The 25,458-nt window shown below is 73.2% G+C and carries 15 protein-coding genes; 9 read left to right on the top strand and 6 right to left on the bottom strand.

What is annotated here, in order from left to right:
• Positions 1 to 91: 91 nt before the first annotated feature.
• Positions 92 to 265 (bottom strand): DUF6104 family protein, encoded by a 174-nt coding sequence (locus BM076_RS36710; RefSeq protein ID WP_093715188.1) that lies wholly within the window; start codon positions 263 to 265, stop codon positions 92 to 94.
• Positions 266 to 504: 239 nt separating this feature from the next.
• Here BM076_RS36710 and BM076_RS21020 point away from each other — a divergent pair, with 239 nt between their 5' ends.
• The 7 genes from BM076_RS21020 to fxsT all read left to right on the top strand — a co-directional run bounded on the left by BM076_RS21020 (position 505) and on the right by fxsT (position 13,729).
• Positions 505 to 2,667, top strand: a complete 2,163-nt coding sequence (locus BM076_RS21020; protein WP_093715187.1) for a VMAP-C domain-containing protein — start codon at positions 505 to 507, stop codon at positions 2,665 to 2,667.
• A 24-nt stretch (positions 2,668 to 2,691) separates the two neighbouring features.
• Complete coding sequence (locus tag BM076_RS21015; RefSeq protein WP_093715186.1) at positions 2,692 to 3,705, top strand: AAA family ATPase; 1,014 nt, start codon at positions 2,692 to 2,694, stop codon at positions 3,703 to 3,705.
• A gap of 10 nt (positions 3,706 to 3,715) precedes the next feature.
• Positions 3,716 to 7,189, top strand: a complete 3,474-nt coding sequence (locus tag BM076_RS21010) for an SAV_2336 N-terminal domain-related protein (protein WP_245796183.1) — start codon at positions 3,716 to 3,718, stop codon at positions 7,187 to 7,189.
• A gap of 132 nt (positions 7,190 to 7,321) precedes the next feature.
• Complete coding sequence (gene fxsA, locus BM076_RS37615; protein ID WP_245796182.1) at positions 7,322 to 7,687, top strand: FxSxx-COOH cyclophane-containing RiPP peptide; 366 nt, start codon at positions 7,322 to 7,324, stop codon at positions 7,685 to 7,687.
• A 173-nt stretch (positions 7,688 to 7,860) separates the two neighbouring features.
• Positions 7,861 to 9,111, top strand: coding sequence for an FxsB family cyclophane-forming radical SAM/SPASM peptide maturase (locus BM076_RS21000; RefSeq protein ID WP_093715256.1), 1,251 nt, complete (start codon positions 7,861 to 7,863; stop codon positions 9,109 to 9,111).
• Complete coding sequence (locus BM076_RS38050) at positions 9,108 to 10,505, top strand: aKG-HExxH-type peptide beta-hydroxylase (protein WP_093715185.1); 1,398 nt, start codon at positions 9,108 to 9,110, stop codon at positions 10,503 to 10,505. Before BM076_RS21000 ends, BM076_RS38050 begins: the two co-directional genes overlap by 4 nt.
• 215 nt (positions 10,506 to 10,720) lie before the next feature.
• Positions 10,721 to 13,729: an FxSxx-COOH system tetratricopeptide repeat protein gene (gene fxsT, locus BM076_RS20990; RefSeq protein WP_093715184.1), complete on the top strand. Its 3,009-nt coding sequence runs from the start codon at positions 10,721 to 10,723 to the stop codon at positions 13,727 to 13,729.
• A 99-nt stretch (positions 13,730 to 13,828) separates the two neighbouring features.
• On the opposite strand, the gene BM076_RS20985 is transcribed toward fxsT, so the two are convergent.
• The 4 genes from BM076_RS20985 to BM076_RS20970 all read right to left on the bottom strand — a co-directional run bounded on the left by BM076_RS20985 (position 13,829) and on the right by BM076_RS20970 (position 20,575).
• Positions 13,829 to 17,659, bottom strand: a complete 3,831-nt coding sequence (locus BM076_RS20985) for a multifunctional oxoglutarate decarboxylase/oxoglutarate dehydrogenase thiamine pyrophosphate-binding subunit/dihydrolipoyllysine-residue succinyltransferase subunit (RefSeq protein ID WP_093715183.1) — start codon at positions 17,657 to 17,659, stop codon at positions 13,829 to 13,831.
• A gap of 250 nt (positions 17,660 to 17,909) precedes the next feature.
• Entirely contained in the window at positions 17,910 to 19,073 is a 1,164-nt protein-coding gene (locus tag BM076_RS20980) for a HAMP domain-containing sensor histidine kinase (RefSeq protein WP_093715182.1), read from the bottom strand.
• The gene (locus BM076_RS20975; RefSeq protein WP_093715181.1) at positions 19,070 to 19,783 is read right to left on the bottom strand and encodes a response regulator transcription factor; all 714 of its coding nucleotides are present in this window, start codon (positions 19,781 to 19,783) and stop codon (positions 19,070 to 19,072) included. Before BM076_RS20975 ends, BM076_RS20980 begins: the two co-directional genes overlap by 4 nt.
• A gap of 60 nt (positions 19,784 to 19,843) precedes the next feature.
• On the bottom strand, positions 19,844 to 20,575 hold the full coding sequence (locus tag BM076_RS20970) for a spermidine synthase family protein (protein ID WP_093715180.1): 732 nt from the start codon (positions 20,573 to 20,575) through the stop codon (positions 19,844 to 19,846).
• 146 nt (positions 20,576 to 20,721) lie between these two features.
• On the opposite strand from BM076_RS20970, the gene BM076_RS20965 reads away from it, so the two are divergent.
• Together BM076_RS20965 and lon are read left to right on the top strand one after the other, a co-directional pair.
• Positions 20,722 to 21,672: a class I SAM-dependent methyltransferase gene (locus BM076_RS20965; RefSeq protein WP_093715179.1), complete on the top strand. Its 951-nt coding sequence runs from the start codon at positions 20,722 to 20,724 to the stop codon at positions 21,670 to 21,672.
• 209 nt (positions 21,673 to 21,881) lie between these two features.
• Positions 21,882 to 24,293, top strand: coding sequence for an endopeptidase La (gene lon / locus BM076_RS20960; protein WP_093715178.1), 2,412 nt, complete (start codon positions 21,882 to 21,884; stop codon positions 24,291 to 24,293).
• Between the two features lie 63 nt (positions 24,294 to 24,356).
• Here the strand turns inward: lon and BM076_RS20955 are convergent, their stop codons facing one another.
• Entirely contained in the window at positions 24,357 to 25,223 is an 867-nt protein-coding gene (locus BM076_RS20955) for a lysozyme (protein WP_093715177.1), read from the bottom strand.
• Positions 25,224 to 25,458 lie beyond the last annotated feature (235 nt).

Here is a 25,458-nt window from a genome sequence, read left to right as displayed (position 1 = left end):
CACCGTCCTCCGCGGGAGACATCGGGCACCCCACGCCGTGGGAGGGCGGACGTACTCCGAGGAGTGCGGGTCGTGGGGACCGAGCCGGAGGCTAGTCCTCGTCGTCGAGGCGCGCGAGCCACGTGGCCAGACGCTCAACCGGAATCTCGAACTCGGGGTTGAGGTCGACGAATTCCCGCAGCCGCTCGGCGAGCCACTCGAACGTGACGTCCTCCTCCCCCCGCCGGGAGGCCAACTCTTCGATGCCGCGGTCGGTGAAGTACAAGATCTGCTCCGGAACGAGGGTGGGACGGGCGGTGGGCGGGGAAGAACGGGAGGGACGAGACGGGACGTACACGGCAAGGATAGGCAGTATGTCCGAAGGGCCTCGCGCCGGTCCTGGCCGCGGGCTAGCCTTCGGAGACGATCAGTCACTGGGGGTGGGATGGGGGAGCGCACCGCTGCCGCGGCGGCGTCCGGCTTACGCCTTCCACCGGGGAGGGCCACGGGCTCGCGGAGCGCGGCATGAGCGACTTCGGCGGCCCGGGCGAAGCGGCCGACCCCGCCGAGATCCTGACCCCTCTCGTCAGCGCGGCCACCGTACGGGTGCACGGCCGTGAGCCCGGCTACCCGCTGCGCGGCTCCGGCTTCTTCGTGGCGCCGAACTGGGTGCTGACCGCCGCCCACGTCGCCCTGGCGGGGCAGGAGCCCGCGCCGGGCGGGCCCGGCCGCAAGGTGTCGATCGGCTACGGCGACCGGATGCTCAGCGGCGTCGTGGAGTGGGCGGACCCGGCGGGCCACGCCGGCGGCGGCCGCTGGCCGGCGCCCGACCTCGCGCTGATCCGGCTGTTGGACGGCGTCGACCACCCGTGCGTCTGGCTCACCGAGCGCACCGCCAAGGGCTACACCACCAATCGCGTCGCCTACTTCGGGCACATCCCGATGGACGGCGAGGTCGTCGCGTACAACGGCCGCTGCTCCATCAGCGGCCAGCTCGGCGGCGGCGGGCTGCTCAAGCTCGGCAATGAGGACGAGATGCCCAACGGGGTGTCCGGCGGCCCGGTCGTGGACCTGGTGCGCGGCGAGGTGATCGGTGTGCTCAAGGCCCGCCGCACCGGCCAGGACGGCGGACTCGCCATCGGCATACAGGAGTTGCGCAGGATCCCGACCAGCGGGCACGGCACCGGCGGCGACGACCTCTACCACCGGGTGATGACCGCGCACGACCTGCACCACGCCGACCGCTACGCCTTCGTCGGCGGCCAGGAACCGACCTGGACCGACGCGCACGCCGAGATCGGCGCCGCCGCCGGCCGCGCCCTCACCCCCGGCCAGCGCACCGTACTGCTCGGCATGCTCGCCCAGTTGCCGCCGCCGGCCAGCACCAGGAGCCTGCAGGACATCGTCGGCGCGGTGCGCGGCACCCCCGCGCTGGGCCTGCCGACCGCGCCGCGCGCCTGGCGGGACGGCCTCGGCCTGCTGTACGACCTGCGGCGCGGCACCGGTGAACTGGAGGCGGTGCTGCGCTACGCGGTGCACGCCGCGACCGCCGACCGCACCCGCCCGGTGGACGAGGCGGCCGAACGCGTGCTGTGGCACTGGGCGCAGGACACCGCGGCGGGGGCGTTCGGCCTGACCCGGCTGTTCCGCAACACCCTGGTCACCGAGCGCAAGGCGAGGCTCCGCGCCCGCGGCAATCCGCTCACCGGGGCGGCGGCCGCCGCGCACACCGGGATCGGCGCGGGCCTGCGCGCCGACCCGGCCATCGGCCTCGGCACCGAATTCGGCGCCGTCCTCGACCCGGACCCGTACGTCGCCGCTACGGCCGGCTCCGCGGACGGCGGCGGGAGCCCGGGCGGTGCGGGCGAGGAGTCGCCGGCCGGCCGGATCCGGCCCGAGGCCCTGCTGGAGCTGATCCCGCGCGGCTGGGAGCCCGGCCGGCTGGACTGGCGTGTCTGCGTCGTCCCGGAGAACGGCGAAGTGGAGTGCGTCGAGGAGGACTTCCGCGGCACCCCGCTGGACGACCTGCCGGCCCGGCTGCGCGCCTCCCTCGACGAGGCGTTCCGCCGCTGCGACCAGCCCGGTTACCCCGCGCCGCTGCAACTGGCCGTCCCCGGCGCCCTGGTGGCCTTCGCCGCCGACACCTGGCCGCTCGGCCCCGGCGGCCGCGCCCTCGGCTCGGTCCGCCCGGTCGTCATCCGCCGCACCGACCCGCCGCCGGACGACGACCCGGCGCGCGCCGAGGCCCGGCAGGCCCGCTGGCACACCCTGCACCAGCAGCCGCCGCGCACCGCGGTGCTCGACTGCGACGGCGGCACCCCGGGGCAGCTCCCGTCCGACGACGAGCTGAGCGCCCGGCCGCGCGACACGCTGCCCGTGCTCTGCCGCAGTGCCGCGACCGCCCCTGAGGAGCTGCACCGCCTGGTCGGCTGCGGCTATCCGGTCGCGGTGTGGCGCAGGGAACCGGTCGAACCGGAGACGGCGTGCGGCGACTTCCACCGCGGGGTGATCCGTACGGTGCACGCCGCGCGCTCGGCCGCCCGGCTGCCCCGTGCGCTGGCCGCGCTGCGCGCCGCGGTGGCCGCCGGCGTGCCCGAGGCGTACTGGTCCCGGGGCGTGACGCTGTTCTACGACGACCCCACCCGCCGACCCCTACCCGGAACCGACGAGCTGCTGGAGACTCCATGAGGACGAGGTATCGAGGTGAGTGACATGACCGACGCCAGCCCGGCCGGCGAGTGGCTCATCTACCGAGGCACGGGAGAACCGCACACCGGCATCGACGGACTCCCCGAACCGCCGCCCTGGCGGGACTTCGACGGCGGCCCGCTGGTCCAGCAGGGCCCGGGCGCGGACAGCTCCTCGGCGCGCAGGCTCGGCGCGTACCGGCACATGGCCGAGATGCACCGGCCGAGCCCGGAAGAGCTGGAAATGGTCAACGCGGCCCTCTACCTGCGCCGTCCGCTGCTGGTCACCGGCAGCCCCGGCACCGGCAAGAGCACCCTCGCGCACGCCGTCGCGTACGAGCTGGGCCTCGGCCGGGTGCTGCACTGGCCGATCGTCAGCCGCAGCGCGCTCCAGGACGGCCTGTACCGCTACGACGCCATCGCCCGGCTCCAGGACACCCAGATCGCCGCGAATTCCGGCACCGCTCCGCCCGGCGGCATCGGCAGCTACATCCGGCTCGGCCCGCTGGGCACCGCGCTGCTGCCCACGGCCAAGCCGCGCGTGCTGCTCATCGACGAGCTGGACAAGAGCGACATCGACCTGCCCAACGACCTGCTGAACGTGATGGAGGAGGGCGAGTTCGGCATACCGGAGCTGGAGCGGCTGGCCGAACGCGAGCCGCAGGTCGAGGTGTTGACCGACGACGGCGCCAAGGTGACGCTGCGCGAGGGCCGGATCCGCTGCCGGGCCTTCCCGTTCGTGATCCTCACCAGCAACGGCGAACGCGACTTCCCGCCGCCGCTGCTGCGCCGCTGCATCCACCTGGAGCTGGGCCGCCCCGACCACCAGCGGCTGTCCACGGTGGTACGGGCGCACCTCGGCGACGAGGCGGCGACCGTCGGCGACGATCTGGTGACCCGCTTCCTGGAGCGGTCGCGCAGCGAACTGCTCGCCACCGACCAGCTGTTGAACGCCATCTTCCTCACCCACCACGCCGCGCCCCCCACCCGCAGCCGGCTGGCGGACATGCTCATCCAGCGACTCGACCGGCCCAGGTGAGGGGACGGTCATGGCCGAGCAGGACCGTGGTCCGCAGCCCGAGTTCCCCACCGGCACCCCCCACGACGGAACCCCGAACGACCCGCACCCGTACGCGAGTCCGCACGACGCGACCCCGAACGACGGGAGTCCGCATGACGCGACTCCGAACGACGAACCTCCGGCCGACGCGACTGCGGCCGACCCCGACGAGCAGCGCGCCGATCCGCTCGCGGCGGTCGTCGGCGCGCTGACCGATGCCGGGCTCGACCCCGGCCCCACCGAACTGGCCGACGCCCTGTGGCTGGCCCGCTGGTCCCACCCCACCGCGCCCGCCGCCGAACCGGCCGAGGGCGGCGGCGGCATACCCGGCGCCGGTGACGGTACGCACGGCGCCGGCCTGCCCGGCTTCGGCGACGCCACCCCGCCCGGCGGCACCGTCCTGCCGCCCGGCCTCACCGCACCGGCCGACGACCGCGTGGTCCAGCTCTACCCGGGCGTCAGCGCCCCCGGCCGGGCCCGCGGCGGACCGGCCGCCGCCGCGCTGACCGTCGCCGTGCCGGAGGCGGCCTCGCTGCCCCGGCTGCTCGAACTCCAGTCGTCGCTGCGGCCGTTGCAGCGCTACCGCAGCCCCGCCCGGCCGCTGCGCCAGGAGCTGGACGAGTCCGCGACCGCGGAACACAGTGCCCGCGCCGCCGGACTGCTGCTGCCGGTCTTCCGGCCGGTGCTGCGCGGCGACGCCTCGATGCAGCTGCTGATGGATGCCTCCTCCTCGATGTACGTGTGGGAGCGGATGCTCCGCGAGCTGGGCCAGGTCTTCGAACGGCTCGGCGCCTTCCACGAGGTGCAGGTCCGCTATCTGCACGCCACCCCCGACGGCGCCCCCGCCGTCAGCGGGCGCTTCGACCCCGAGGCCGCGGGACTGCGCTCCGCCGAGCAGCTCAGCGACCCCACAGGACGCCGCGTCACGCTGCTGGTCAGCGACTGCGCCGGGCCGCTGTGGCGGACCGGCCAGGCGCACCGGCTGCTGCACCGGCTCGCCCGGCACGGCCCGGTCGCCGTCCTCCAGCCGCTGCCCGCCCGGCTGTGGGCCCGCACCCGGCTGCCCGTCTCCTACGGAGTGCTGCACCGCGGCGAGGGACTGGTGCGCGCCGCGCCGCCGCGCTTCTCCTCCGGGACCACGGGCCGGCCCGCCGTCGGGCCCACCCCCGACGCGCTGCCGGTGCCCGTACTGCCGCCCACCGCCGAGGCGTTGGGCGCCTGGGCGCGGCTGCTGGCCGGCACCGGCGCGGCCCGGGTGCCCGCCGCCGTCGGCTGGGTCCGCCCCGACCAGCCCGCGACACCGCCGCCCGCGAGGCGGTCGCCGGTGCCGCCCGCCGCCCTGGTCGGCCGCTTCCGCTCGGCCGCCTCGCCCGCCGCCGCCCAGCTCGCCGTCTATCTGGCCGCCGCCCCGCTCTTCCTGCCCGTGATGCAGCTCGTGCAGCGCACGATGCTGCCCGACTCCGGGCCCGCGGAGCTGTCCGAGGTGCTGCTCAGCGGCCTGCTCAAGCGGATGTCCGGCGGGGACACGCAGGACCACCGCTGGTACGAATTCGCCGACGGCGTACGGGACGTGCTGCTCGGCCCGCTCGGCAGGGACGAGGCGCTGCTGGTGCTCAAGCACTGCTCCGAATACGTCGAGCAGCGCTTCGGCAAGAGCGGCCCCAACTTCCCCGCGCTCGCCATCACCCAGCTCACCGAGGGACCCGAGGACCGGCTCGCGGACGCCGCCGTCGCCACCGCCGCCCGCGCCACCGCGCTCGCCGAACAGGCCACGGCCGTCGTGGTGGAGTCGCCGCAGCCCTTCGCCGAGGTCGCCGCCCGGGTGCTGGAACGCTTCATGCCGCTGCCCGGCAGCACCGGGCAGGACCACCGGCAGGGCGGCGCGGTGGGCGCGGGCCAGCCGTCCTCGGCGGTGCAGCGCGCCCGGCAGCTCGTGGCCCGCTTCACCGAAGAGGGCATGGTGCAGAATCTGCTGGACGCCGTGCAGGTGCTCAGGCGCGCCGCCGACGAGGAACGGGTCCGCGGCGCCGACCCCGACCTGTGGAGCGAGCTGGCGCAGAATCTGATCACGCTGTGGCGGCTGCGCGGCGGTGCGGCCCTGCTGCGCGAGGCCCAGGAGGCGGCGGCGACGGCCGCGGCGCACCCCGGTTCGGTGCCGGCCCGCGCGGTGCGCGCCCGGGTCTTCCAGGCCGCCGCCGACGAGCGGGCCGCCGAGGGCGACACCCGGGGGGCGCTCGAACTGCTGCGGCGCGCCGACCGGGAGTTCAGCGCGGTGTGCGCCGCGCCGGGACTCAGTCCCCAGGACGTGCTCGGCGCGACCCTGGAACGGGTTCGGGTGCTGGAGGACCAGTGGCAGCTCGGCGGCGACGCCGGGCTGCTCCAGGAGACGGTCGGGATGCTGGAGGCGTTCGCCGACTCCTGGCCGCCGGACGAGGCAAGGCCCAGCGGCCTCGCGCTCGCGCACGGCCGCGCGCTGCTGCGGCTGGCCGGCACCGCGGCCGAACGCGACCGCGAACAGGTCTACGCGCTCCAGGCCGCCGAGCACTTCGCGGCGGGCCTGGACGCGCTGGAGCACGAGGAGGCCGGGCCCGAGGCGCGGATCGCCGCGCTGCTGTCCCTGGTCGACGCCCATCTGCTGGTCGGCGGGCGGCTGGTGGAGGCGCAGCGGCTGGTCGACCGGGCGCTCGGCGAGACCCGCGACCGGCTGCTGCGGGCCGCGATCCTGGTACGGGCCGGGCGGATCAGGGTCGGCAGGCATCGCGAGGGCGGTCCGGCCGGTGAACTGGAGGCGGCGGCCGGGCGGTTCGCGGAGGCGTGTCGCCTCACCCCGCGCGACCGGCCCGAATACAGCGGCATCGTCGCCGAATGGGGCGACTCGCTGCTCGGCAGGTCCGCGCTGCCCGGCGGTGAACTCTTCGTCAACCGCGCCGTGCAGGTGCTGCGGGACTGCCGGATGGAGACCCCGGAGAGCGATCCACGGCTGTCCGGGCGGCTGTTGATGCTCGGCCGCGCGCTGGTGCTGCGCTACCGGGCAGAACAGGATCTGGTCGACCTCCGCGAGGCCGAGCATGTGCTGGGCCTGGCCGCCCAGTCCGCCGACGAGCCCGGCCAACTGGCCCGGGTCTGCTTCGAGTTGGGCGAGGCGCACCGGCTCGGGCACGCGCACTCGCAGCGCGGTGACCGGCTCGACCCGGCCGCCGACGCTTACCGCCGCGCCGCCGAGGCCGCCGACACCGCGGCGGAGAGCGCCGCCGACCCGGGCCCCATGGTGCGGCTGTCGGCGCTGGCGCATCATTGGCGGGGAGTGGTCTACGAATTCGCCGGCCGGCCGCGGGCCGCCGCCGAGGCGTACCGGGCGGCGCAGACCCGGTGGCGGCGGCTGCCGGAGCCCGTCGACGCGGCCGACGACGAGGCGCGGCTCCGTACGGCCGAACGGCTGGCGGCGCTGACCCGGGCGTCCTGACCCGTACGGGGCGTACGGGCGGGACGGGGCGCGGGCCGCCCGCCGGAAAGGGTCAGGAAAAGGGTACTGAAAGGGTACGGACGAGAGCACGGCACGAACGGGACACGGGCACGACGAGAGCTGAGGCCGACGATGGACGAGCAGCCGCACGGCGGCGGGGCCGAGCGGGCCGCCGACGAACCGACCGCCGACGAGCGGGAATTGACGCGAAGTCAGGCGGTGTCCGGGCCGGCCGAAGGGGACGGGGCCGTCGCTGAGCGGGCTCCCGCCGAACAGGCCCCGGCGGAACGGGAGCAGGCAAAACAGAGGCAGGCCGAACAGGCGCCGGCCGACCCCGGCATCGACCTGCTCGGTATGGACCTGGAGTCGTTGCGCACCGTCGAACACCCTGTCCTGGCGGCGCTGGTGAGCGATCTGCGGGAGCGCGCGGCCGGCGCGGGCGGGGAAGCGCTGTGGGGCTTCGAGAGCGACCCGGCGGCGCCGGAGCCCACCCGCTGAACCGTACGCGCCGTGCCCGTACCGGCGCCGCCCCGCTTTTGGCCGCGGACCTGGGCGGATACGGCCAAATCCCTCCCGGATCAGTCCGGTTGCGTTTACTTCCGGCCGTCCGGCGGGAATTACCGCTGGGGCCGACGGGGCGGCTTCGATGTCACGGGGGAGGTGAGGTGGTGCTGCGGCATCCGCCCGGGGACGGGCCGCCCAGCGGCGGCCGTGCGGCCGAACGTGCCTTTCCCTTACGGCAGTTCATCCTCAAGACGCACAGTCGGTGCAATCTGGCCTGTACGTACTGCTATCTCTACGCGGGGCCCGACCACGGCTGGCGGGACCGGCCGCGGGCCGCGTCCGACGCGGTCACCCGCAAGGCCGCCGAGCGGATCGCGGAACACGCCGCCGCGCACGGCCTGCGCGATGTCGCCGTGGTGCTGCACGGCGGCGAACCACTGCTGAACGGGGCCGAGGCGCTCGCCGCGGACGTCGCGCTGATCCGGCAGACGGTGCCGGCCGGCTGCACCGTGCACGCCAGCGTGCAGACCAACGGCACCCTGCTCACCCGGGAACGCATCCGGGTCCTGCGTGACGCGCGTATACAGATCGGCGTCAGCCTCGACGGCGGCCTGGCCGCGCACAACGGCGCGCGCGTCGACCACGCCGGCCGCCCCTCCTGGCCCGCCGCCTCCGCCGGGGTGCGGCTGCTCGCCGGGACCGCGCCCGAGGCGTACGCGGGACTGCTGTGCGTGGCCGATCTGCGCCACGACCCGGTCGAGGTCTACGAATCACTGCTCGCCTTCCGACCGCCCCGGATGGACCTGCTGCTGCCGCACGGCAACTGGACGGCGCTGCCGCCCGGCCTGCCCGCGCCGCCCGACGACCCGGCGCCGTACGGGCGTTGGCTGACCGCCGTCTTCGACCGCTGGTGGGACGCGGACCGGCGGGAGACCAGGATCCGGCTCTTCGAGGAGTGCGTGGCGCTGCTGCTCGGGGTGGGCTCGGGCATCGAACGGCTCGGCCTCCAGCCGTTCACCGCCGTCGTGGTCGAGACCGACGGCAGCATCGAGCAGGTCGACGCGCTGAAGTCCGCCTACGACGGCGCCGCCGCCACCGGGCTCGACGTCTTCCGGCACAGCTTCGACGACGCCCTCGCGCACCCGGGCATCGCCGCCCGCCAGGCCGGACTCGCGGCCCTCGCCGCCGGCTGCCGCTCCTGCTCCCTGGTCACCGTCTGCGGCGGCGGCCACTACGCCCACCGCTACCGCGCCGCCACCGGCTTCCGCAACCCTTCCGTCTACTGCGCCGACCTCACCCACCTCATCCGCCACATCGCCGCCCGCCTCACCCGTGCCGCCGCGGCAACGGTCACGTCAACGGCCGGGTCAACGGCCGGGTCCCGCACGGCCATTGGCCCCCCGCGGAGAGCCTCATGACCCCCGCGGGACCCCTCGCGGACGTGGGCGCCGTACTGCCCGTCCTCGGGAGCACCGGCAGCGGGGCGCAGGCGTTGGAACTGCTGGTGGGGCATCAGCGCGGGCGGCGGCTGCTGGTGCTGCGGGCCCTGCTGGACGCGGTGCGGACCGCGCCGGCCGGGGCGCTGCCGGAGGGCACCGCCGAGCGGGTGCTCGGCGACTGGCGGCTGCTGGAGCGGGCCGAGCGGGCCGACCCGGCCGCCGCGCGGCGGGTGGTGCACTACCCGCTGACCGGGGCGTGGGCCGAACGCAGCCTGCGGTCGCTCGCGCTGGCGGGCGGTGCGCCGCGCGCGGCACGGGCACTGCCGCACCTGGGCGCCCTCGCCGCCTCGGCCGCCGCCCGCGCGGGCCTGCGCTTCAGCTCCGAAGTCCCGGTGCGCGACGGCCTGTTGACACTGCCGACACTCGGCGGCTACCGCACCCCCAAGCCCTCGGGCACGCTCCGGGTCGACGGCGACGGCAACCGCCTGTGGCTGCGCCCCGACGCCGACCAGCCGCGCCGGGCCGTCGAGGTGCGGCGCGGCGCCGACGGGGTGTGGCGCTCCGCCGCGCCCGGCTGGCGCCCGATCCAGGCGCTGTGGCCGGACGAGGACCGCCCCGGCGGCCGGCCGGTGCTGATCGACGACGCCGACCCGTACCGCGAGGAGGGCGGCGAGGGCGGCCGGGCCGGCAATCCGTACGGCCTCGCCGCGGCCGGCCGCCTCACCGACGAGGACCGCGTCAGGTGGCGTACGGCCTGGCGCGAGGCCCAGCCCTGGCTGCGGCTCGGCGACGGCAACCGGGCCCGTGAAGTGGCCGCGCTGCTCGACTGTTTCGTGCCGCTGGCCGGCGCCGGCTCCGCGCAGTACAGCGCCACCCTCGGCGACGCCTTCGGCGCCCTGCTCAGCAGCACCCCGATGGGCGGCCTGAAGATGGCCGCCGCCCTCGTCCACGAACTCCAGCACACCAAACTCCTCGCCCTCGCCGAGGTCACCGCGCTGCACACCGCCGACGACACCGCCCGCTACTGGGCGCCCTGGCGGCAGGACCCGCGCCCCTTCGACGGCGTCTTCCAGGGCGCGTACGCGCACCTCGCGCTGGCCGGCTTCCACCTGGACGTGGCGCTCGCCGCGACCGTGCCCGCGCAGCGCGAGACCGCCTGGGCCGCGCACTGCCGCTGCCGCCTCCAGGTCGAGGCGGTGCTGCCGCAACTGCTCGGCTCCAACCGGCTGACCCCGCAGGGCCGCACCCTGGTCAACTCCATGGCGACGTACCACACTCGGCTGGGACGGCACACACCGCCGGAGGGCCACCTCGCGCGCGCCACCGCCTACGTGGAGACGGCCCGGGTGATCTGGCGGCGCCGGCACCTGTGACGTCACCGGCGGCCGCGAGGGCGCCTGACCCGCAGGTCGGACGGGGGGAGCACGGACATGACGCAGCGTGCGAAACGGCATGACTGTCCGTCAATGGGGGAGTAAAGCAGTGTAGTTTTCTGGCGCAGTCACCTGTCGTACCTGACGCACCTGACGCAGCCGTCGATCCGTCGACCGCCAGGGCACTACGCGCGTATCACGAGGGAGTCGCTCGCATGGCCGGAGGGCGCAACGCCGCCGCAGCAGCACGGGGGCCGGGAATCGTCACGATCAGCTACGCCGGGTACAACAGGGCCTGGGCGGCCTGGATCGCCGGGAGACTCGAACGCCACGGTCAGCAGGTCTCGCTGCAGCGCTGGGACGGCAACCCCGGGGACGACATCACCCGGATGTTACGCGACCTGCTGCTCGCCGAGGGCCGTGTGCTGATCGTGCTCAGCGAGTGGTACTTCCGGCTCGGCCCGCGCACCAACGAGGAGTGGAACACCGCGCTGCGCGAGGTCGTTCCCCCCAACAGCGACCGCTTCGCCGCCGTTTCGGTCACCCCGGCCGCGCTCCCCAGCGCCGTCGCCTCGCTCGGCGCCGCCGACCTGTGGGGCCTGGGCAGCGCCGAGGCAGAACGCCGGCTGCTCGGCCGGCTCGGTATCACCCCGGCCCGCTCCTCCTCCGCCGACACCCTCGGCGGCACCGCGGGCCCCCGCTTCCCGCTGGAGCAGCCCGCCGTCTGGGGCGGCGTCCCGCGCCGCAACACCCGCTTCACCGGCCGCGAACAGCTCCTCGGCGACCTGCACAACCAGCTCAGCCAGGCCGAGCCCGGCGCGGGCGTGGCCACCCTGCACGGCCTGTCCGGCGTCGGCAAGACCCACATCGCCACCGAGTACGTCTACCGCTTCGGCCCCGAGTACGACGCGGTGTGGTGGGTGCGGGCCAGCGAGCGCGGCACCCTGCGCGAGAAGCTGGCGGGCCTGGCCCCCGCCCTCGGCCTGGTCACCGGCCGCGAGTACGGCGAACGGCTGCGCGCGGTGCGCGACGCGCTGCGCCGCGGCGACCCCTACTTCCGCTGGCTGGTCGTCCTCGACGGCGCCGACCAGCCGGAGGACGTGCACGACCTGGTGCCCACCGGACCCGGCCACGTCCTGATCACCTCGCAGAACCGCGAATGGGCCGAGCACAACAGCGCCCTGATCGAAGTCCCGGTCTACAGCCGGATGGAGAGCGTCGCCTTCGTACGGCGGCGCGCGCCGCGGCTGGACGACGCCGACGCCGACAAGCTGGCCGACGCACTCGGCGACCTCGCGCTGGCCCTGGACCAGAACGCGGGCGCGCTCAACGACTCCTCGATGCCGGTCGACGACTACATCGAGCTGCTGCGGCACGGCGCCGACGTCGAATCCGGCCTCAAGGTCGCCGCCGACTTCCAGATGACGTACTACACCGCCTTCTCGATACTGCTGAACCGGCTGCGCGAGGACCGGCCGGAAGCGGTCGACCTGCTGCGGCTGTGCGTGTTCTTCGCGCCGGGCCCGATCCCGGTCCGGCTGCTGCGCGACCTGCCGATCCGCGACCTGCCCGAGCAGCTCACCGGCCTGATGGACGACCCGCTGCTGTGGAACGCGGCGATCAGCAAGCTCGCCCAGTGGGCGGTCGTGCAGTCCGACCCGCCGGAGAGCGAGGACGACGAGGCGACCGGCGCCTCCGAGATCCTCCAGATGCACCGGCTGGTCTACCAGGCGGTGCGCGCCGACATGCCCGCCGCCGAGCAGAACACGTACTCCCAGGTGGTCCGCAAGATCCTGGCCGCCGCCGACCCCGGCCGTCCCACCGACACCCGGCTGTGGCCGCGCTACGCCGAGATCGTGCCGCACCTGGAGTCGTCCGGCGCGCTGCGCAGCACCAACCCCGACATCCAGCTCACGGTGGTCAACTGCCTCAACTACCTGTATCTGTCGGGCGAGTACCGGGCGGGTCTGCGGGTCGCCGCCGCGGCGGCCGAGGAATGGTCGCGCTTCATGGAGCCCGGCCACTCGCGGCTGTGGGACCTGGTGCACAACCGGTCCAACATGATGCGCGCCATGGGCGACTTCGCCGCCACCGAGGCGTACGACCGGGACGCCTTCGAAAGGCTGCGCGCCGACCGCGGCGACCAGGACCTGCTGACGCTGCGCGCCGCCAACGGCCTCGCCGCCGACCTGCGCAACCTCGGCCGGTACGACGAGGGCCTGGAGATGGCCCGCTTCGTCCAGGACGGCTACACGCGACTGGTCGGCGAGCAGGCTCCGCTCACCCTGGTCGCCAAGAACAACACCGCCGTCACCTACCGGCTGCTCGGCCGCTACCAGGACGCGCTCGACCTCGACGGCCAGAACCTGGAGATCCGGCGCGAACTGCTGCGTGCCCGCAACATCTCGACGCTCTCCTCGGAGAACTCCTTCGCGCACGACCTGCGGCTGCTGGGCCGCTACGACGAGGCCACCTCGGTGCAGGAGCGCAACGCCGAGATCCACCGCACCGTCCTGGGCGCCGACAATCCGCAGACGCTGCGCGCCGAGCACAATCTCGCGCAGTGCTACTACCGCGGCGGCGACCGGCAGCGGGCCGCCGCCCTGATGGGCCGGCTGCTGGAGCGCTGCGAGCGGGTGCTCGGTGGCACCGACCCGCAGACGCTGCGGGTCGCGGTCACCTACTCCAGCTTCGAGCGGGAGCACGGCGACCTCGACCGGGCCAGGGACCTCAGCGAATTCGTGCTGGCGCAATACCGTGGCCAACTCGGCGACAAGCACCCGTTCTCGGCGGGCGCGCTCGGCAACCACGGCCTGGTGCTGCGCGCGGCGGGGGAGCGGCAGCAGTCGCAGATCGCCGTCGAGGACGCGCTGGCGGCCATGACCCGGGCGGTCGGCGCCGACCACCCGTGGACGCTGGGCTGCGCGCTCAACGCCAGCGGCGCCCGCAATTTCTCCGGCGACCCGGAGAGCGCGGCGGCACTCAGCCGCGACACCGCGGAGCTGGCCGCCGCGCAGCTCGGCCCGCACCACCCGCTGACGCTGTCCTGCCGGATCGCGCTCGCCACCGACCTGCGCAATCTGCGCAAGCGGCAGGAGGCCGACAAGATCGAGGAGGAGGCGCTCGCGGCGCTGGCCGGCACCCTGGGCGCACAGCACCCGCACACGGTCGCCGCCCGCTCCCGTACCCGCCCGTACTGGGACTTCGAGCCCTTCAGCTCGTAGCGGCCCGCACCGGCGGCACGGCCATCAACGGCCGGTGGCCCCGTACTCGTTGGAGTACGGGGCCACCGGCCGTTGACCGTGCAGAGGCCGTCGGATCGCTCAGATCGCGAAGACGTCCTCGATGAGCTGCGCCTGCTGCTCCTGGTGCCGCTTGGCGGAGCCGACCGCCGGCGAGGACGACGACGGGCGGGACACCCGGCGCAGCCGGTCCGCGTTGTCGGGGGCCGCGCCGAGCAGCAGGTCCAGGTGGTCGATCAGGTTGAGCGCGATGAACGGCCAGGCACCCTGGTTGGCGGGCTCGTCCTGCGCCCACACGAACTTCTGCGCCTTGCTGTACGGCGCGATCGCCGACTGGATCTCCACACCCGGCAGCGGGTACAGCCGCTCGATGCGGATGAACGCCACGTCGTCGGCGCCACGCCGCTCCCGCTCGGCGATCAGGTCGTAGTAGACCTTGCCGGAGCAGAAGACGACCTTGCGGACCGCCTCCGGCTCCACCGCGCTGTCGCCGATCACCGGCTGGAACTGGCCCGAGGTGAAGTCCTCGGCCTTCGACGCCGCCGCCTTGAGCCGGAGCATCGACTTCGGGGTGAAGACGATCAGCGGCTTGTGGTGCGGGTTGTGCACCTGCCAGCGCAGCAGGTGGAAGTAGTTGGCCGGGGTGGTCGGGGTGGCGACCGTCATGTTGTTCTGCGCGCACAGCTGGAGGAAGCGCTCGATCCGGGCCGAGGAGTGGTCCGGGCCCTGGCCCTCGTAGCCGTGCGGCAGCAGCAGCGTGACGCCGGAGGTCTGGCCCCACTTCTGCTCGGCCGCGGTGATGTACTCGTCCACCACGGTCTGCGCGCCGTTGACGAAGTCGCCGAACTGCGCCTCCCACAGCACCAGCGCCTCGGGCCTGGCCAGCGAGTAGCCGTACTCGAAGCCCATCGCCGCGTACTCGCTGAGCAGCGAGTCGTAGACGTTGTACCGGGCCTGGTCCTCGGACAGGTACAGCAGCGGGGTGTAGTCCTCGCCGGTCTCCCGGTCGATCAGCACCGCGTGCCGCTGGCCGAAGGTGCCGCGCCGCGAGTCCTGGCCCGCGAGCCGGACCGGGGTGCCCTCCAGCAGCAGCGAACCGATCGCCAGCGTCTCGCCCATGCCCCAGTCGATCGTGCCGTCCTCGACCATCGCCGCGCGGCGCTGGAGCTGCGGCAGCAGCCGCGGGTGGACGGTGACGTGCTCGGGGATGTTGACCTGCGACTCGGCGATCCGCTTGACGACCTCGGCGGAGACCGCGGTCGGCACGGCCACCGGGAACTCCTGCTGGGCGGGGGCCTCGTGGCTCGCGGCCGGCGCGGACGCCGCCTCGCGGACCTCGGTGAAGACCTTCTCCAGCTGACCCTGGTAGTCCTGAAGGGCCTGCTCGGCCTCTTCCAGCGTGATGTCGCCGCGCCCGATCAGCGACTCGGTGTAGAGCTTGCGCACCGAGCGCTTCTTGTCGATCAGGTCGTACATCAGCGGCTGGGTGAACGCCGGGTTGTCCGACTCGTTGTGCCCGCGGCGGCGGTAGCAGATCAGGTCGATCACGACGTCCTTGTTGAACGCCTGCCGGAATTCGAAGGCCAGCCGCGCCACGCGGACCACGGCCTCCGGGTCGTCGCCGTTGACGTGGAAGATCGGCGCCTCGATCATCCGGGCCACGTCGGTGCAGTACATCGACGAGCGCGCGGACTCCGGGGCGGCGGTGAAGCCGACCTGGTTGTTGATCACCACGTGCACGGTGCCGCCGGTGCGGTAGCCGCGCAGCTGCGACATGTTGAGCGTCTCCGCGACCACGCCCTGGCCCGCGAAGGCCGCGTCGCCGTGCAGTGCGATCGGCAGCACCGTGAAGTCGGTGCCCGCCTTGTTGATGATGTCCTGCTTGGCGCGGGCGATGCCCTCGATGACCGGGTCGACCGTCTCCAGGTGCGAGGGGTTGGCGGCCAGCGAGACGGTGATCTGCTCGCCGTCCAGACCGGTGAAGGTGCCCTCGGCGCCCAGGTGGTACTTCACGTCGCCGGAGCCGTGCATCGACTTCGGGTCGAGGTTGCCCTCGAACTCGCGGAAGATCTGCGCGTACGACTTGCCGACGATGTTCGCCAGCACGTTCAGCCGGCCGCGGTGCGCCATGCCGATCACGGCCTCGTCGAGCCGCGACTCGGCCGCCGCGTCGATGACCGCGTCCAGCAGCGGGATGACGGACTCGCCGCCCTCCAGCGAGAAGCGCTTCTGGCCGACGTACTTCGTCTGCAGGAAGGTCTCGAACGCCTCGGCCGCGTTCAGCCGGCGCAGGATGCGCAGCTGCTCCTCGCGCTCGGGCTTGGCGTGTGGGCGCTCGATCCGGTCCTGGATCCACTTGCGCTGCTTGGGGTCCTGGATGTGCATGAACTCGATGCCGACGGTGCGGCAGTACGAGTCGCGCAGCACACCGAGGATGTCCCGCAGCTTCATCAGTGACTTCCCCGCGAAGCCACCGACCGCGAACTCGCGCTCCAGGTCCCACAGCGTCAGGCCGTGCTCCAGCACGTCCAGGTCGGGGTGCTTGCGCTGGCGGTACTCCAGCGGGTCGGTGTCGGCCATGACGTGGCCGCGGACCCGGTAGGAGTGGATCAGCTCGAAGACCCGCGCGGCCTTGGTGACGTCGTCGTCGTGCGCGGTGTCGATGTCGGTGCGCCAGCGGACCGGCTCGTACGGGATGCGCAGCGCGGCGAAGATGTCGTCGAAGAAGTCGTTCTCGCCGAGCAGCAGCTGGTTCATGATCCGCAGGAATTCGCCGGAGGCGGCGCCCTGGATCACCCGGTGGTCGTAGGTGCTGGTCAGCGTCATGACCTTGGAGATGCCCAGCTTGTTCAGGGTGTCCTGCGAGGTGCCCTGGAACTCGGCCGGGTAGTCCATCGAGCCGACGCCGAGGATCATCGACTGCCCGGGCATCAGGCGCGGCACCGAGTGCACGGTGCCCAGGCCCCCGGGGTTGGTCAGCGAGGCGGTGACGCCGGAGAAGTCGTCCATCGTCAGCTTGCCGTTGCGGGCGCGGCGGACGATGTCCTCGTAGGCCTGCCAGAACTCGAAGAAGTTCAGCGTCTCGGCCTTCTTGATGGCCGCGACGACCAGCTGGCGGTCGCCGTTGGGCTTCACCAGGTCGATGGCCAGGCCCAGGTTGACGTGGTCGGGCTTGACCAGCGTCGGCTTGCCGTCCTTCTCCGCGAAGTGGTGGTTCATCGACGGCATCGCCTTGAGCGCCTGCACCATCGCGTAGCCGATGAGGTGCGTGAAGGAGACCTTGCCGCCGCGGGCGCGCTTGAGGTGGTTGTTGATGACGATGCGGTTGTCGAACAGCAGCTTCACCGGGATGGCGCGGACCGAGGTGGCGGTCGGCAGTTCCAGCGAGGCGTTCATGTTCTTCGCGACGGCGGCGGCCGGGCCGCGCAGTGTCACGTACTCGGTCTCCGGCTCGGCCGCTGCGGCCGGCTTGGCCGCGGCGGGCTTCGCCGGGGCGGCCGGCTTCGCGGGAGCTGCGGGCGCGGCGGCGGCCGGGGCGGGCGCCGGGACCTGAGCGGGCTTGGCGGCGGGAGCGGCCGGTGCCGGCGCGGGGGCCGCCACGGGGGCGCCGTTGGCGCCGGGCTGTACGGGGGCGGCGGTGCTCGCCGTGGGCTCGGCGGGAGCCTTCGCCCGGGCTGCGGCGCCGGAGGCGCCGCCCTCGCCGGGGGCGGCCGACGGCTCGGCCGAGCCGTCCGGCTTGTAGTCGGCGAAGAAGTCCCACCAGGCTCGGTCTACCGAGTCCCGATCCTGGAGGTACTGCTGGTAGATCTCATCGACGAGCCACTCGTTCGGGCCGAAACCCGCTGCGGGGCCTTCGCCCTGCGCTTGGTGGTCGGTCGAGACACTAGAGCTATTGGGGGACTGTGGCGACACGGCGGCAACCGCCCTCTTCCGCTTCACAAGATGGTGGACAGCGGAAATAAAGGCTACGCCTACCGGAGGGGTCGATGCAGGTCTGGGGCCCTTACGTCGCGCATGTCACACCCGAAGACTGGTTTCGGAGGTGATCCTGGCGGGAAATTGATCCCTCTTGGGGGTCGTTCGGTCAGCCGCGCGCATGGTGGGCGAACGGCTGTGCGGACGGCCCGCCGGACACGTGGTGCGGACCCCGGTCAAGCGTAGGTCAAGGTTGCGCCGCGGAGACACCCGGAAGGCTGACGTGAATACGGCAGCCCACCGGGGATTCGGCCACTTCGATCCGGCCGCCGTGCAGGTCCACCGCCCAGCGCGCGATCGCCAGGCCCAGACCCGTACCGCCGTCGCCGCCCGGGTGGGCGCCGCGGTGGAAGCGGTCGAAGACCCGGGTGCGGTCGGCCTCGGGGATGCCGGGACCCTCGTCGCGCACGTCCAGATCGAGGCTGCCGGGCGCCCCGCCGCGCCGGGCCCGTACGGTCACCCGGCCGCCGGGCGGGCTGTGCTTGACCGCGTTGTCGACCAGATTGGCCACCACTTGGTGCAGCCGCTCGCCGTCGGCGTACGCCGTCAGCTCCGGGGGCGACACGTCCAGGTGCAGATGGACGTCGGCGCGCGGCCGGGAGCGCGAGCCGGTGGCGCGGGTGCCCTCCATACCCAGGCTCGCGGTGCGCAGCACCGCCGACAGATACGGCCACACCTCAAAGGGCTTGGCGTCCAGCCGTACCGCGCCGCTGTCCAGCCGGGACAGGTCCAGCAGCTGGGTCACCAGCTTGCCGAGCCGCTCGGTCTGCTGGAGTGCCAGCCGCATCGTGTCCGGGTCGGCGGCCGAGACGCCGTCCACCACGTTCTCCAGCACGGCCCGCAGCGCGGCGATCGGGGTGCGCAGCTCGTGCGAGACATTCGCCACCAGCTCCTTGCGGTGCCGGTCGACCGCCGCCAGGTCGGCGGCCATCTGGTTGAAGGTCTCGGCCAGCTCCCCGACCTCGTCCCTGCGGCGGCGCGCCACCCGGCGGCTGTAGTCGCCGCCGGCCATCGCCTTGGCGACGGCCGTCATCTCGCGCAGCGGCGCGGTCAGCCCGTTGGCGACGATCTGGGTGAGCAGCAGCGAGGCGATGATCGAGAAGATCGTGATGACCCGCAGCTCGGTCTCGGAGTGGATGGCCACGATCACCAGCAGGGTGGTGATGAGCACCGAGACGATCACCAGCAGCTGGAGCGCGGCCTTGATGGAGCGCAGCGGGTCCCAGGGCCGCAGCCCCTCCCACACCCGGTTCCACAGCGCGCGCCAGCGCCGCCGCCACCGCCGCGCGGACCACCGGCGGACCGTCGCCCGCCGTACGGGGCCGCCGCGTACGGCGTCGCGCGTGGTCATGGCGCCGGGGTCTCCAGCGCGTAGCCCACGCCGTGCACGGTACGGATCCGCTCGGCGCCGATCTTGCGGCGCAGCGCCTTGACGTGGCTGTCGACGGTGCGGGTGCCGGAGGCGTCCGCCCAGTCCCACACCTCGGCGAGCAGCTGCTCCCGCGAGAGCACCGCGCGCGGCTGCTGCGCCAGGCAGACCAGCAGCTCGAACTCGGTCGGCGTCAGATGCACATCGGCGCCCCTGACCCGGACCCGGCGCTGCGCGTGGTCGATCTCCAGGTCGCCGAGCTGCATGCTGGCGCCGCGCGGGTCGTGGGCGGCGATGGAGGCGCGCTCCATCCGGCGCAGCAGGACGTGCACCCGGGCCGCCAGCTCGCGCATGGAGAACGGTTTGGTCATGTAGTCGTCGGCGCCGACGCCCAGCCCGACCAGCATGTCGGTCTCGTCGTCGCGCGCGGTGAGCATCAGCACCGGGACCGGCCGGTCGGCCTGCACCCGGCGGCACACCTCGAGACCGTCGTAACCGGGCAGCATCACGTCGAGAACCAGCAGGTCGGGCTGCCAGGAGTGGGCGGCCTCCACCGCGGACGGGCCGTCGCCCGCCGTCCGTACCTGGAAACCCTCGGCCTGCAGCCTGGCCGCGATGGCCTCCGTGATGGTCTGGTCGTCCTCGACCACCAGCACCCGGCGCTGCGTGCCCGTCGTCTGCGTGCTGTCCAATTCCGCCCCACAAGGTCGTCCTGGTTACGGGGGAGCCTACGGGGCAGGTGGCGGCCCTGACTATGCGGCCTTGGTTGCCAGGTGCACGACATCGGGAACCCCACGCGTCACTTCCACCTCCAGAGTGCGTACTCCGGAGAAGCCCGCGGACCGCAGCGCGTCCTCGAAACCGGCCGACGGTCGCGCCGACCACACCGCAAGGACGCCGCCCGGAGCCAGCCGGTTCCGGCAGGCCGCGAGACCGGCGGGACCGTACAGACCGCTGTTGTCGTCGGTGACCGTCCAGTCCGGGCCGTTGTCGATGTCCAGGCACAGCGCGTCGTGGCGCTCGCCCGGCTCGGCCAGGTACGCCAGCAGGTCGCGCTCCACCACCGACACCCGCGGGTCGTCCAGCGCGCCCGCCGAGAACGGCGCCAGCCGCCCGTCGCGGTGCCACTCGACGACGGCCGGCTCCCGCTCCACCACGGTGATCCGCTCCCAGCGCGGCTGCGCGGCGGCGTGCGCGAGGGAGAAGCCGACGCCGAGGCCGCCGATCAGCACCGAGCGGCCGGCGCCGTCGCCGCCGTCGTTGCTGTCGCCGTCGCCGTCGAGCGATTCCAGGGCCGCGTCAACGAGGAGCCGCTCCGACCTCCCGTCGGAGGTGTCCATCAGGAAACATCCGTTCGCGATGATCTGGAGGAGCCCGCCGTGCCGCCGCAGCACCACCTCGCCGTACGGGCCTTCCCGCCGGTCGAGCACGACGGGAGGGTGGTCGCCGGCACTCCCGTCGAGGGTGGAGTATTGGAGGGTCATACGGTCAGTTTGGCGGACCCGGCACCCTGACGTGACCTTAAAACGGCGACTTCGCCATGGCCCGTTCATATGCGCGCCCGCAGAACTTCACCTTCTTTGCATCAGGGGATGGTCCGGTGGGCCGGACAGCGGCGTAAGTTCCGCGCATGTCCTCCCTATTGAAGAACCGACTGGCCAGGCGGGTCCTCGCTCCCGCTGCCGCGCTGGTGGACCGGCGCGTGCAGAGCTCCGCCTCCAAACTCCGCAAAGAGTTCGAGAAGGACCGCAAGGCCCAGCTCGCCGAATTCGCCGCGGTGCGGCAGCGCGTCACCGAGCTGGGCGATCAGCAGTTCGCCATGGGACTGCTCTTCGACAAGACCGGCCGCAGCGGCAGCCGGCTGCCCACCCCTGCCAGGATCGACACCCTGGTGCGGGAAATGGTGCAGGTCAGTGGCCGTACCCCCGCCGACGCCCGGCGCAATGTGACGATCGCCTTCCGCAACGTCATCGCGCTGGAGGCGCTCGCGGTCGGCCGGCTCGCCGGCTCCACCTACAACATCTGCGGCAAGCTCGCCACGGTGCCGCTGCTCGACCCGCCCAACGAGGACGTGCTGGAGATCGGCACCCTGCACGGCCTCTTCTCCGCCGCCCTGATGCGGATGCTGCACCGCGCCGGCGTCGAGGCCCGGCTGACCATCGTCGACCCGCTGGCCGGCACCCAGCTGCAGCCCGGCGCCCAGCCGATCGGCGAGCCCACCGGCACGCCGGTGCGGATGGACGTGGTCCGGGCCAATCTGGCGCTCGGCGGCAAGGCCGGCGAGCGGGCGCGGATAGAGCAGGGCTTCTCCGGCGACCCCGAGGTGCAGGCCGCGGTGTCCGACCGGGAGTACGGCGTGATCATCGTCGACGGCGACCACTCGGCCGAGGGCGTCATGGCCGACCTGGAATGGGCGGAGAAGATCGCCGCGCCCGGCGGCATCGTCGTGCTCGACGACTACGGCGACGCGGCCTGGCCGGGCGTCCAGGAGGCGGCCGACAAGTACCTGTCGACCGGGGAGTCCCGGTTCGAGCTGCTGGGCCGGGTGTCCACGTCGGCCTTCCTGCGCGCCACGCGCTGATCCGCGCCACGCGCTGATCCGCGCCGCGCGCTGGTCCGCGGCACCGCCGCGGGCGGCGGGGCTTCCACCGGAGCCACCGGAGCCACCGGAGCGGACCGGGACCTTGGGGGGATCCCGGGATCGCTCAGAGCGAACGCGGCGTGGGGAACATTCGGAGTCTCCCGAGCATTGAGTCGGCATAGCTCAACTTGATTGCCGAAGGGGAGATCATGGCTTCGACGCCCACTACGCTCACTCTGCCCGTGCTGCCCCTGTCCGACGAGGTCGTTCTGCCGGGCATGGTCGTGCCGGTCGATCTGTCGGACGCGGAGGCGCGGGCCGCGGTGGAAGCCGCGCAGGCCGCCGCCGGCTCGGGAGCCGGCGAGGGTGACAACAAGCCGAGGGTGCTGCTCGTTCCCCGCGTGGACGGCAGCTACGCCGGGATCGGCGTGCTCGGTACGGTCGAGCAGGTCGGCCGGCTGTCCGACGGCGACCCCGGGGCCGTGATCCGGGGCCGTTCACGGGTGCGGATCGGGTCCGGCACGACCGGCCCCGGCGCCGCGCTGTGGGTGGAGGGCACGACCGTCGAGGAGCCGGTGCCCGCCGAGTCGCCCGGCACGGTCGCCGAGCTGATGAAGGAGTACAAGGCGCTGGCCACCAGCTGGCTGCGCAAGCGCGGCGCCTGGCAGGTGGTGGACCGGGTCCAGCAGATCGACGACCTGTCCCAGCTCGCCGACAATTCCGGCTACTCCCCGTATCTCACCTCCGAGCAGCGCGTCGAGCTGCTGGAGACGATCGACCCGGTGGCCCGGCTGAAGCTGGCCACCCAGTGGCTGCGCGACCACCTCGCCGAGCAGGACGTGGCGGAGACCATCCGCAAGGACGTCCAGGAGGGGATGGAGAAGCAGCAGCGCGAATTCCTGCTCCGCCAGCAGATGGAGGCCGTCCGCAAGGAACTGGCCGAGCTGAACGGCGACCCGGAGAACGAGTCCGAGGACTACCGGGCCCGCGTCGAGGCCGCCGACCTGCCGGACAAGGTCCGCGAGGCGGCCCTGAAGGAGGTCGAGAAGCTGGAGCGCTCCTCGGACGCCTCTCCCGAGGGCTCCTGGATCCGCACCTGGCTGGACACCGTCCTGGAACTGCCGTGGAGCACCACGACCGAGGACACCTACGACGTCGCCGGCGCCCGCGCCGTGCTGGACGCCGACCACTCCGGCCTGGAGGACGTCAAGGAGCGCATCACCGAGTACCTGGCGGTCCGCAAGCGGCGCGCCGACCGCGGCCTCGGCCTGGTCGGCGGACGCCGCGGCGGAGCGGTGCTGGCGCTCGTCGGGCCGCCCGGGGTCGGCAAGACCTCGCTGGGTGAGTCCGTGGCGCGCGCGATGGGCCGCACGTTCGTCCGCGTGGCGCTCGGCGGCGTCCGCGACGAGGCGGAGATCCGCGGCCACCGGCGTACGTACGTCGGCGCGCTGCCCGGCCGGATCGTGCGGGCCATCAAGGAGGCCGGGTCGATGAACCCGGTGGTGCTGCTGGACGAGATCGACAAGGTCGGCTCCGACTACCGGGGCGACCCGTCGGCGGCGCTGCTCGAAGTCCTGGACCCGGCGCAGAACCACACCTTCCGCGACCACTACCTGGAGGTCGAACTCGACCTGTCCGACGTGGTGTTCCTGGCCACCGCCAACGTCCTGGAGGCCATCCCCGAGCCGCTGCTCGACCGGATGGAGCTGGTGCGGCTGGACGGCTACACCGAGGACGAGAAGGTCGTCATCGCCCGCGACCACCTGCTGCCGCGCCAGTTGGAGCGGGCCGGCCTGGACACGGACGAAGTGGCCCTGGACGAGGACGCGTTGCGCAGGCTGGCGGGCGAGTACACCCGCGAGGCGGGCGTCCGCAATCTGGAGCGCACCGTCGCCCGGATCCTGCGGAAGATCGCGGCCCGGCACGAACTGGGCGACCAGGAACTGCCGTTCACGGTCGGCGCGGACGACCTGCGGGCGCTGATCGGCCGGCCGCACCACGTACCGGAGTCCGCGCAGGACCCGCAGGAGCGGCGTACGGCGGTGCCGGGCGTGGCCACCGGGCTGGCGGTCACCGGCGCGGGCGGTGACGTGCTCTACATCGAGGCGTCGCTGGCCGACCCGGAGACCGGCGGTTCCGGGCTCCAGCTCACCGGGCAGCTCGGCGACGTGATGAAGGAGTCCGCGCAGATCGCGCTCTCCTTCCTGCGGTCGCACGGCGCGGAACTGGAGCTGCCGGTCGGCGACCTGAAGGAGCGCGGTGTCCATCTGCACGTGCCCGCGGGCGCGGTGCCGAAGGACGGGCCGAGCGCCGGTGTCACCATGACCACCGCGCTGGCCTCGCTGCTCAGCGGGCGCCGGGTCCGTACCGACGTCGCCATGACCGGTGAGGTGTCCCTGACCGGGCGGGTGCTGCCGATCGGCGGGGTGAAGCAGAAGCTGCTGGCCGCGCACCGGGCCGGGATCACCACCATCGTGATCCCGAAGCGGAACGAGGCGGATCTGGACGACGTCCCCGCCGAGATCCTCTCGGCCCTCGACGTCCACCCGGTCAGCGACGTCCGCCAAGTGCTGGCGCTGGCCCTGGAGTCCGCCGCCGCCGAGGTGCCGCTGGCCGCGTGACGGTTGGGTACGACGGTTCCCCGCACCCCAAAGGAGGGGTGCGGGGAACCGTCGTGTCCGGGGCTACCCCAGGGCGAGGGCCTGGAGGCGGGAGAGGTCGCCGTTGAAGCGGTCCTGGTCGCCCGGGAAGGTGCCGGAGTCGGCGAACTGCCAGAAGGTCTGGAAGCCGTAGCCCGCCGGAAGCGTGCCCGGAGTGCTGGAGTACTTCGCGATCCAGAACGGGCTGGTGGTGGCGAAGCCGCCGTTGTTGCCCGTGCAGGTCGCCCACCAGTCGTAGGTGGAGTAGATCACCGGGTACACGCCCTCACGGGCGTGGTACTCGTTGGCGAAGGCGTGGATCCAGCTGACCATGCTGGCCTGGCTCAAGCCGTAGCAGGTCGCGCCGTACGGGTTGTACTCGATGTCCAGCGCGCCCGGCAGCGTCTTGCCGTCCGCCGACCAGCCGCCGCCGTGGGCGATGAAGTAGTCCGCCTGCGTGGCGCCGCCCGAGGTGTCCGGGGTGGCGAAGTGGTAGGAGCCGCGGATCATGCCGACGTTGTAGGAGCCGTTGTACTGCTGGGTGAAGTACGGGTTGGTGTACGACGTGCTCTCGGTCGCCTTGATGTAGACGAACTTGCCGCCGTTGGCCCACGCCGAGGCCCAGTTGACGTTGCCCTGGTAGCCGGAGACGTCCATGCCGGGCGTCTGGGCGGCCATCGGGGTGACCGTACCGGCCGGGGCCGCGGAGGCGCCGGAGCCCTCGTGGGCCCGGACGGTGGAGCCCATCCAGTCGAGTTCGGGGTGGGTCAGGTGGCCCTTGCCCGCCGCGTGGGCGGTACCGGGCAGCACCATCACCATCGCGAGCATCGTGACGAACAGACCGGCCAGCAGGCCGAGCCTCTTCCGGAGAGAGTCCGGGCCGTGCACGACGGAGAGATCTCCGTGGGACATGCGTGCCTCCAGGGTGGGGACTCGGCATGGCCTTGGAGTGGCCATGACAGGCAGAAGGTAAGGGGCCGATGACCCCGCGTGAAAGAGGGCCAGGGAACCGCCGTTGGTCTACGCCTGCGAAATACTTGACGTGCTGCGGGAACAACCGTGAGTGAAGGAAATTTTCAGGCGTTGAAAGCGGGAGCGGTGTGAACGAGGCGGGACGTGCGGCGGAAGTGGCCGGGGGATGCGGGCG

The organism is Actinacidiphila alni (assembly GCF_900112845.1).
GTDB classification, from domain to species: Bacteria; Actinomycetota; Actinomycetes; order Streptomycetales; family Streptomycetaceae; genus Actinacidiphila; species Actinacidiphila alni.
Note: the sequence above shows the minus strand (reverse complement) of the source record. Positions and strands in the feature narration are given on the sequence as shown.

Excerpts from the sequence above, each read along its gene's own strand:
- lon (WP_093715178.1), top strand. The coding sequence starts at position 21,882 with ATGGCTTCGACGCCCACTACGCTCACTCTGCCCGTGCTGCCCCTGTCC.
- BM076_RS38050 (WP_093715185.1), top strand. The coding sequence starts at position 9,108 with ATGACCCCCGCGGGACCCCTCGCGGACGTGGGCGCCGTACTGCCCGTC.
- BM076_RS20955 (WP_093715177.1), bottom strand. The coding sequence starts at position 25,223 with ATGTCCCACGGAGATCTCTCCGTCGTGCACGGCCCGGACTCTCTCCGG.
- BM076_RS20970 (WP_093715180.1), bottom strand. The coding sequence starts at position 20,575 with ATGACCCTCCAATACTCCACCCTCGACGGGAGTGCCGGCGACCACCCT.
- BM076_RS20965 (WP_093715179.1), top strand. The coding sequence starts at position 20,722 with ATGTCCTCCCTATTGAAGAACCGACTGGCCAGGCGGGTCCTCGCTCCC.
- BM076_RS20980 (WP_093715182.1), bottom strand. The coding sequence starts at position 19,073 with ATGACCACGCGCGACGCCGTACGCGGCGGCCCCGTACGGCGGGCGACG.
- BM076_RS21010 (WP_245796183.1), top strand. The coding sequence starts at position 3,716 with ATGGCCGAGCAGGACCGTGGTCCGCAGCCCGAGTTCCCCACCGGCACC.
- BM076_RS21020 (WP_093715187.1), top strand. The coding sequence starts at position 505 with ATGAGCGACTTCGGCGGCCCGGGCGAAGCGGCCGACCCCGCCGAGATC.
- BM076_RS21015 (WP_093715186.1), top strand. The coding sequence starts at position 2,692 with ATGACCGACGCCAGCCCGGCCGGCGAGTGGCTCATCTACCGAGGCACG.
- fxsT (WP_093715184.1), top strand. The coding sequence starts at position 10,721 with ATGGCCGGAGGGCGCAACGCCGCCGCAGCAGCACGGGGGCCGGGAATC.
- fxsA (WP_245796182.1), top strand. The coding sequence starts at position 7,322 with ATGGACGAGCAGCCGCACGGCGGCGGGGCCGAGCGGGCCGCCGACGAA.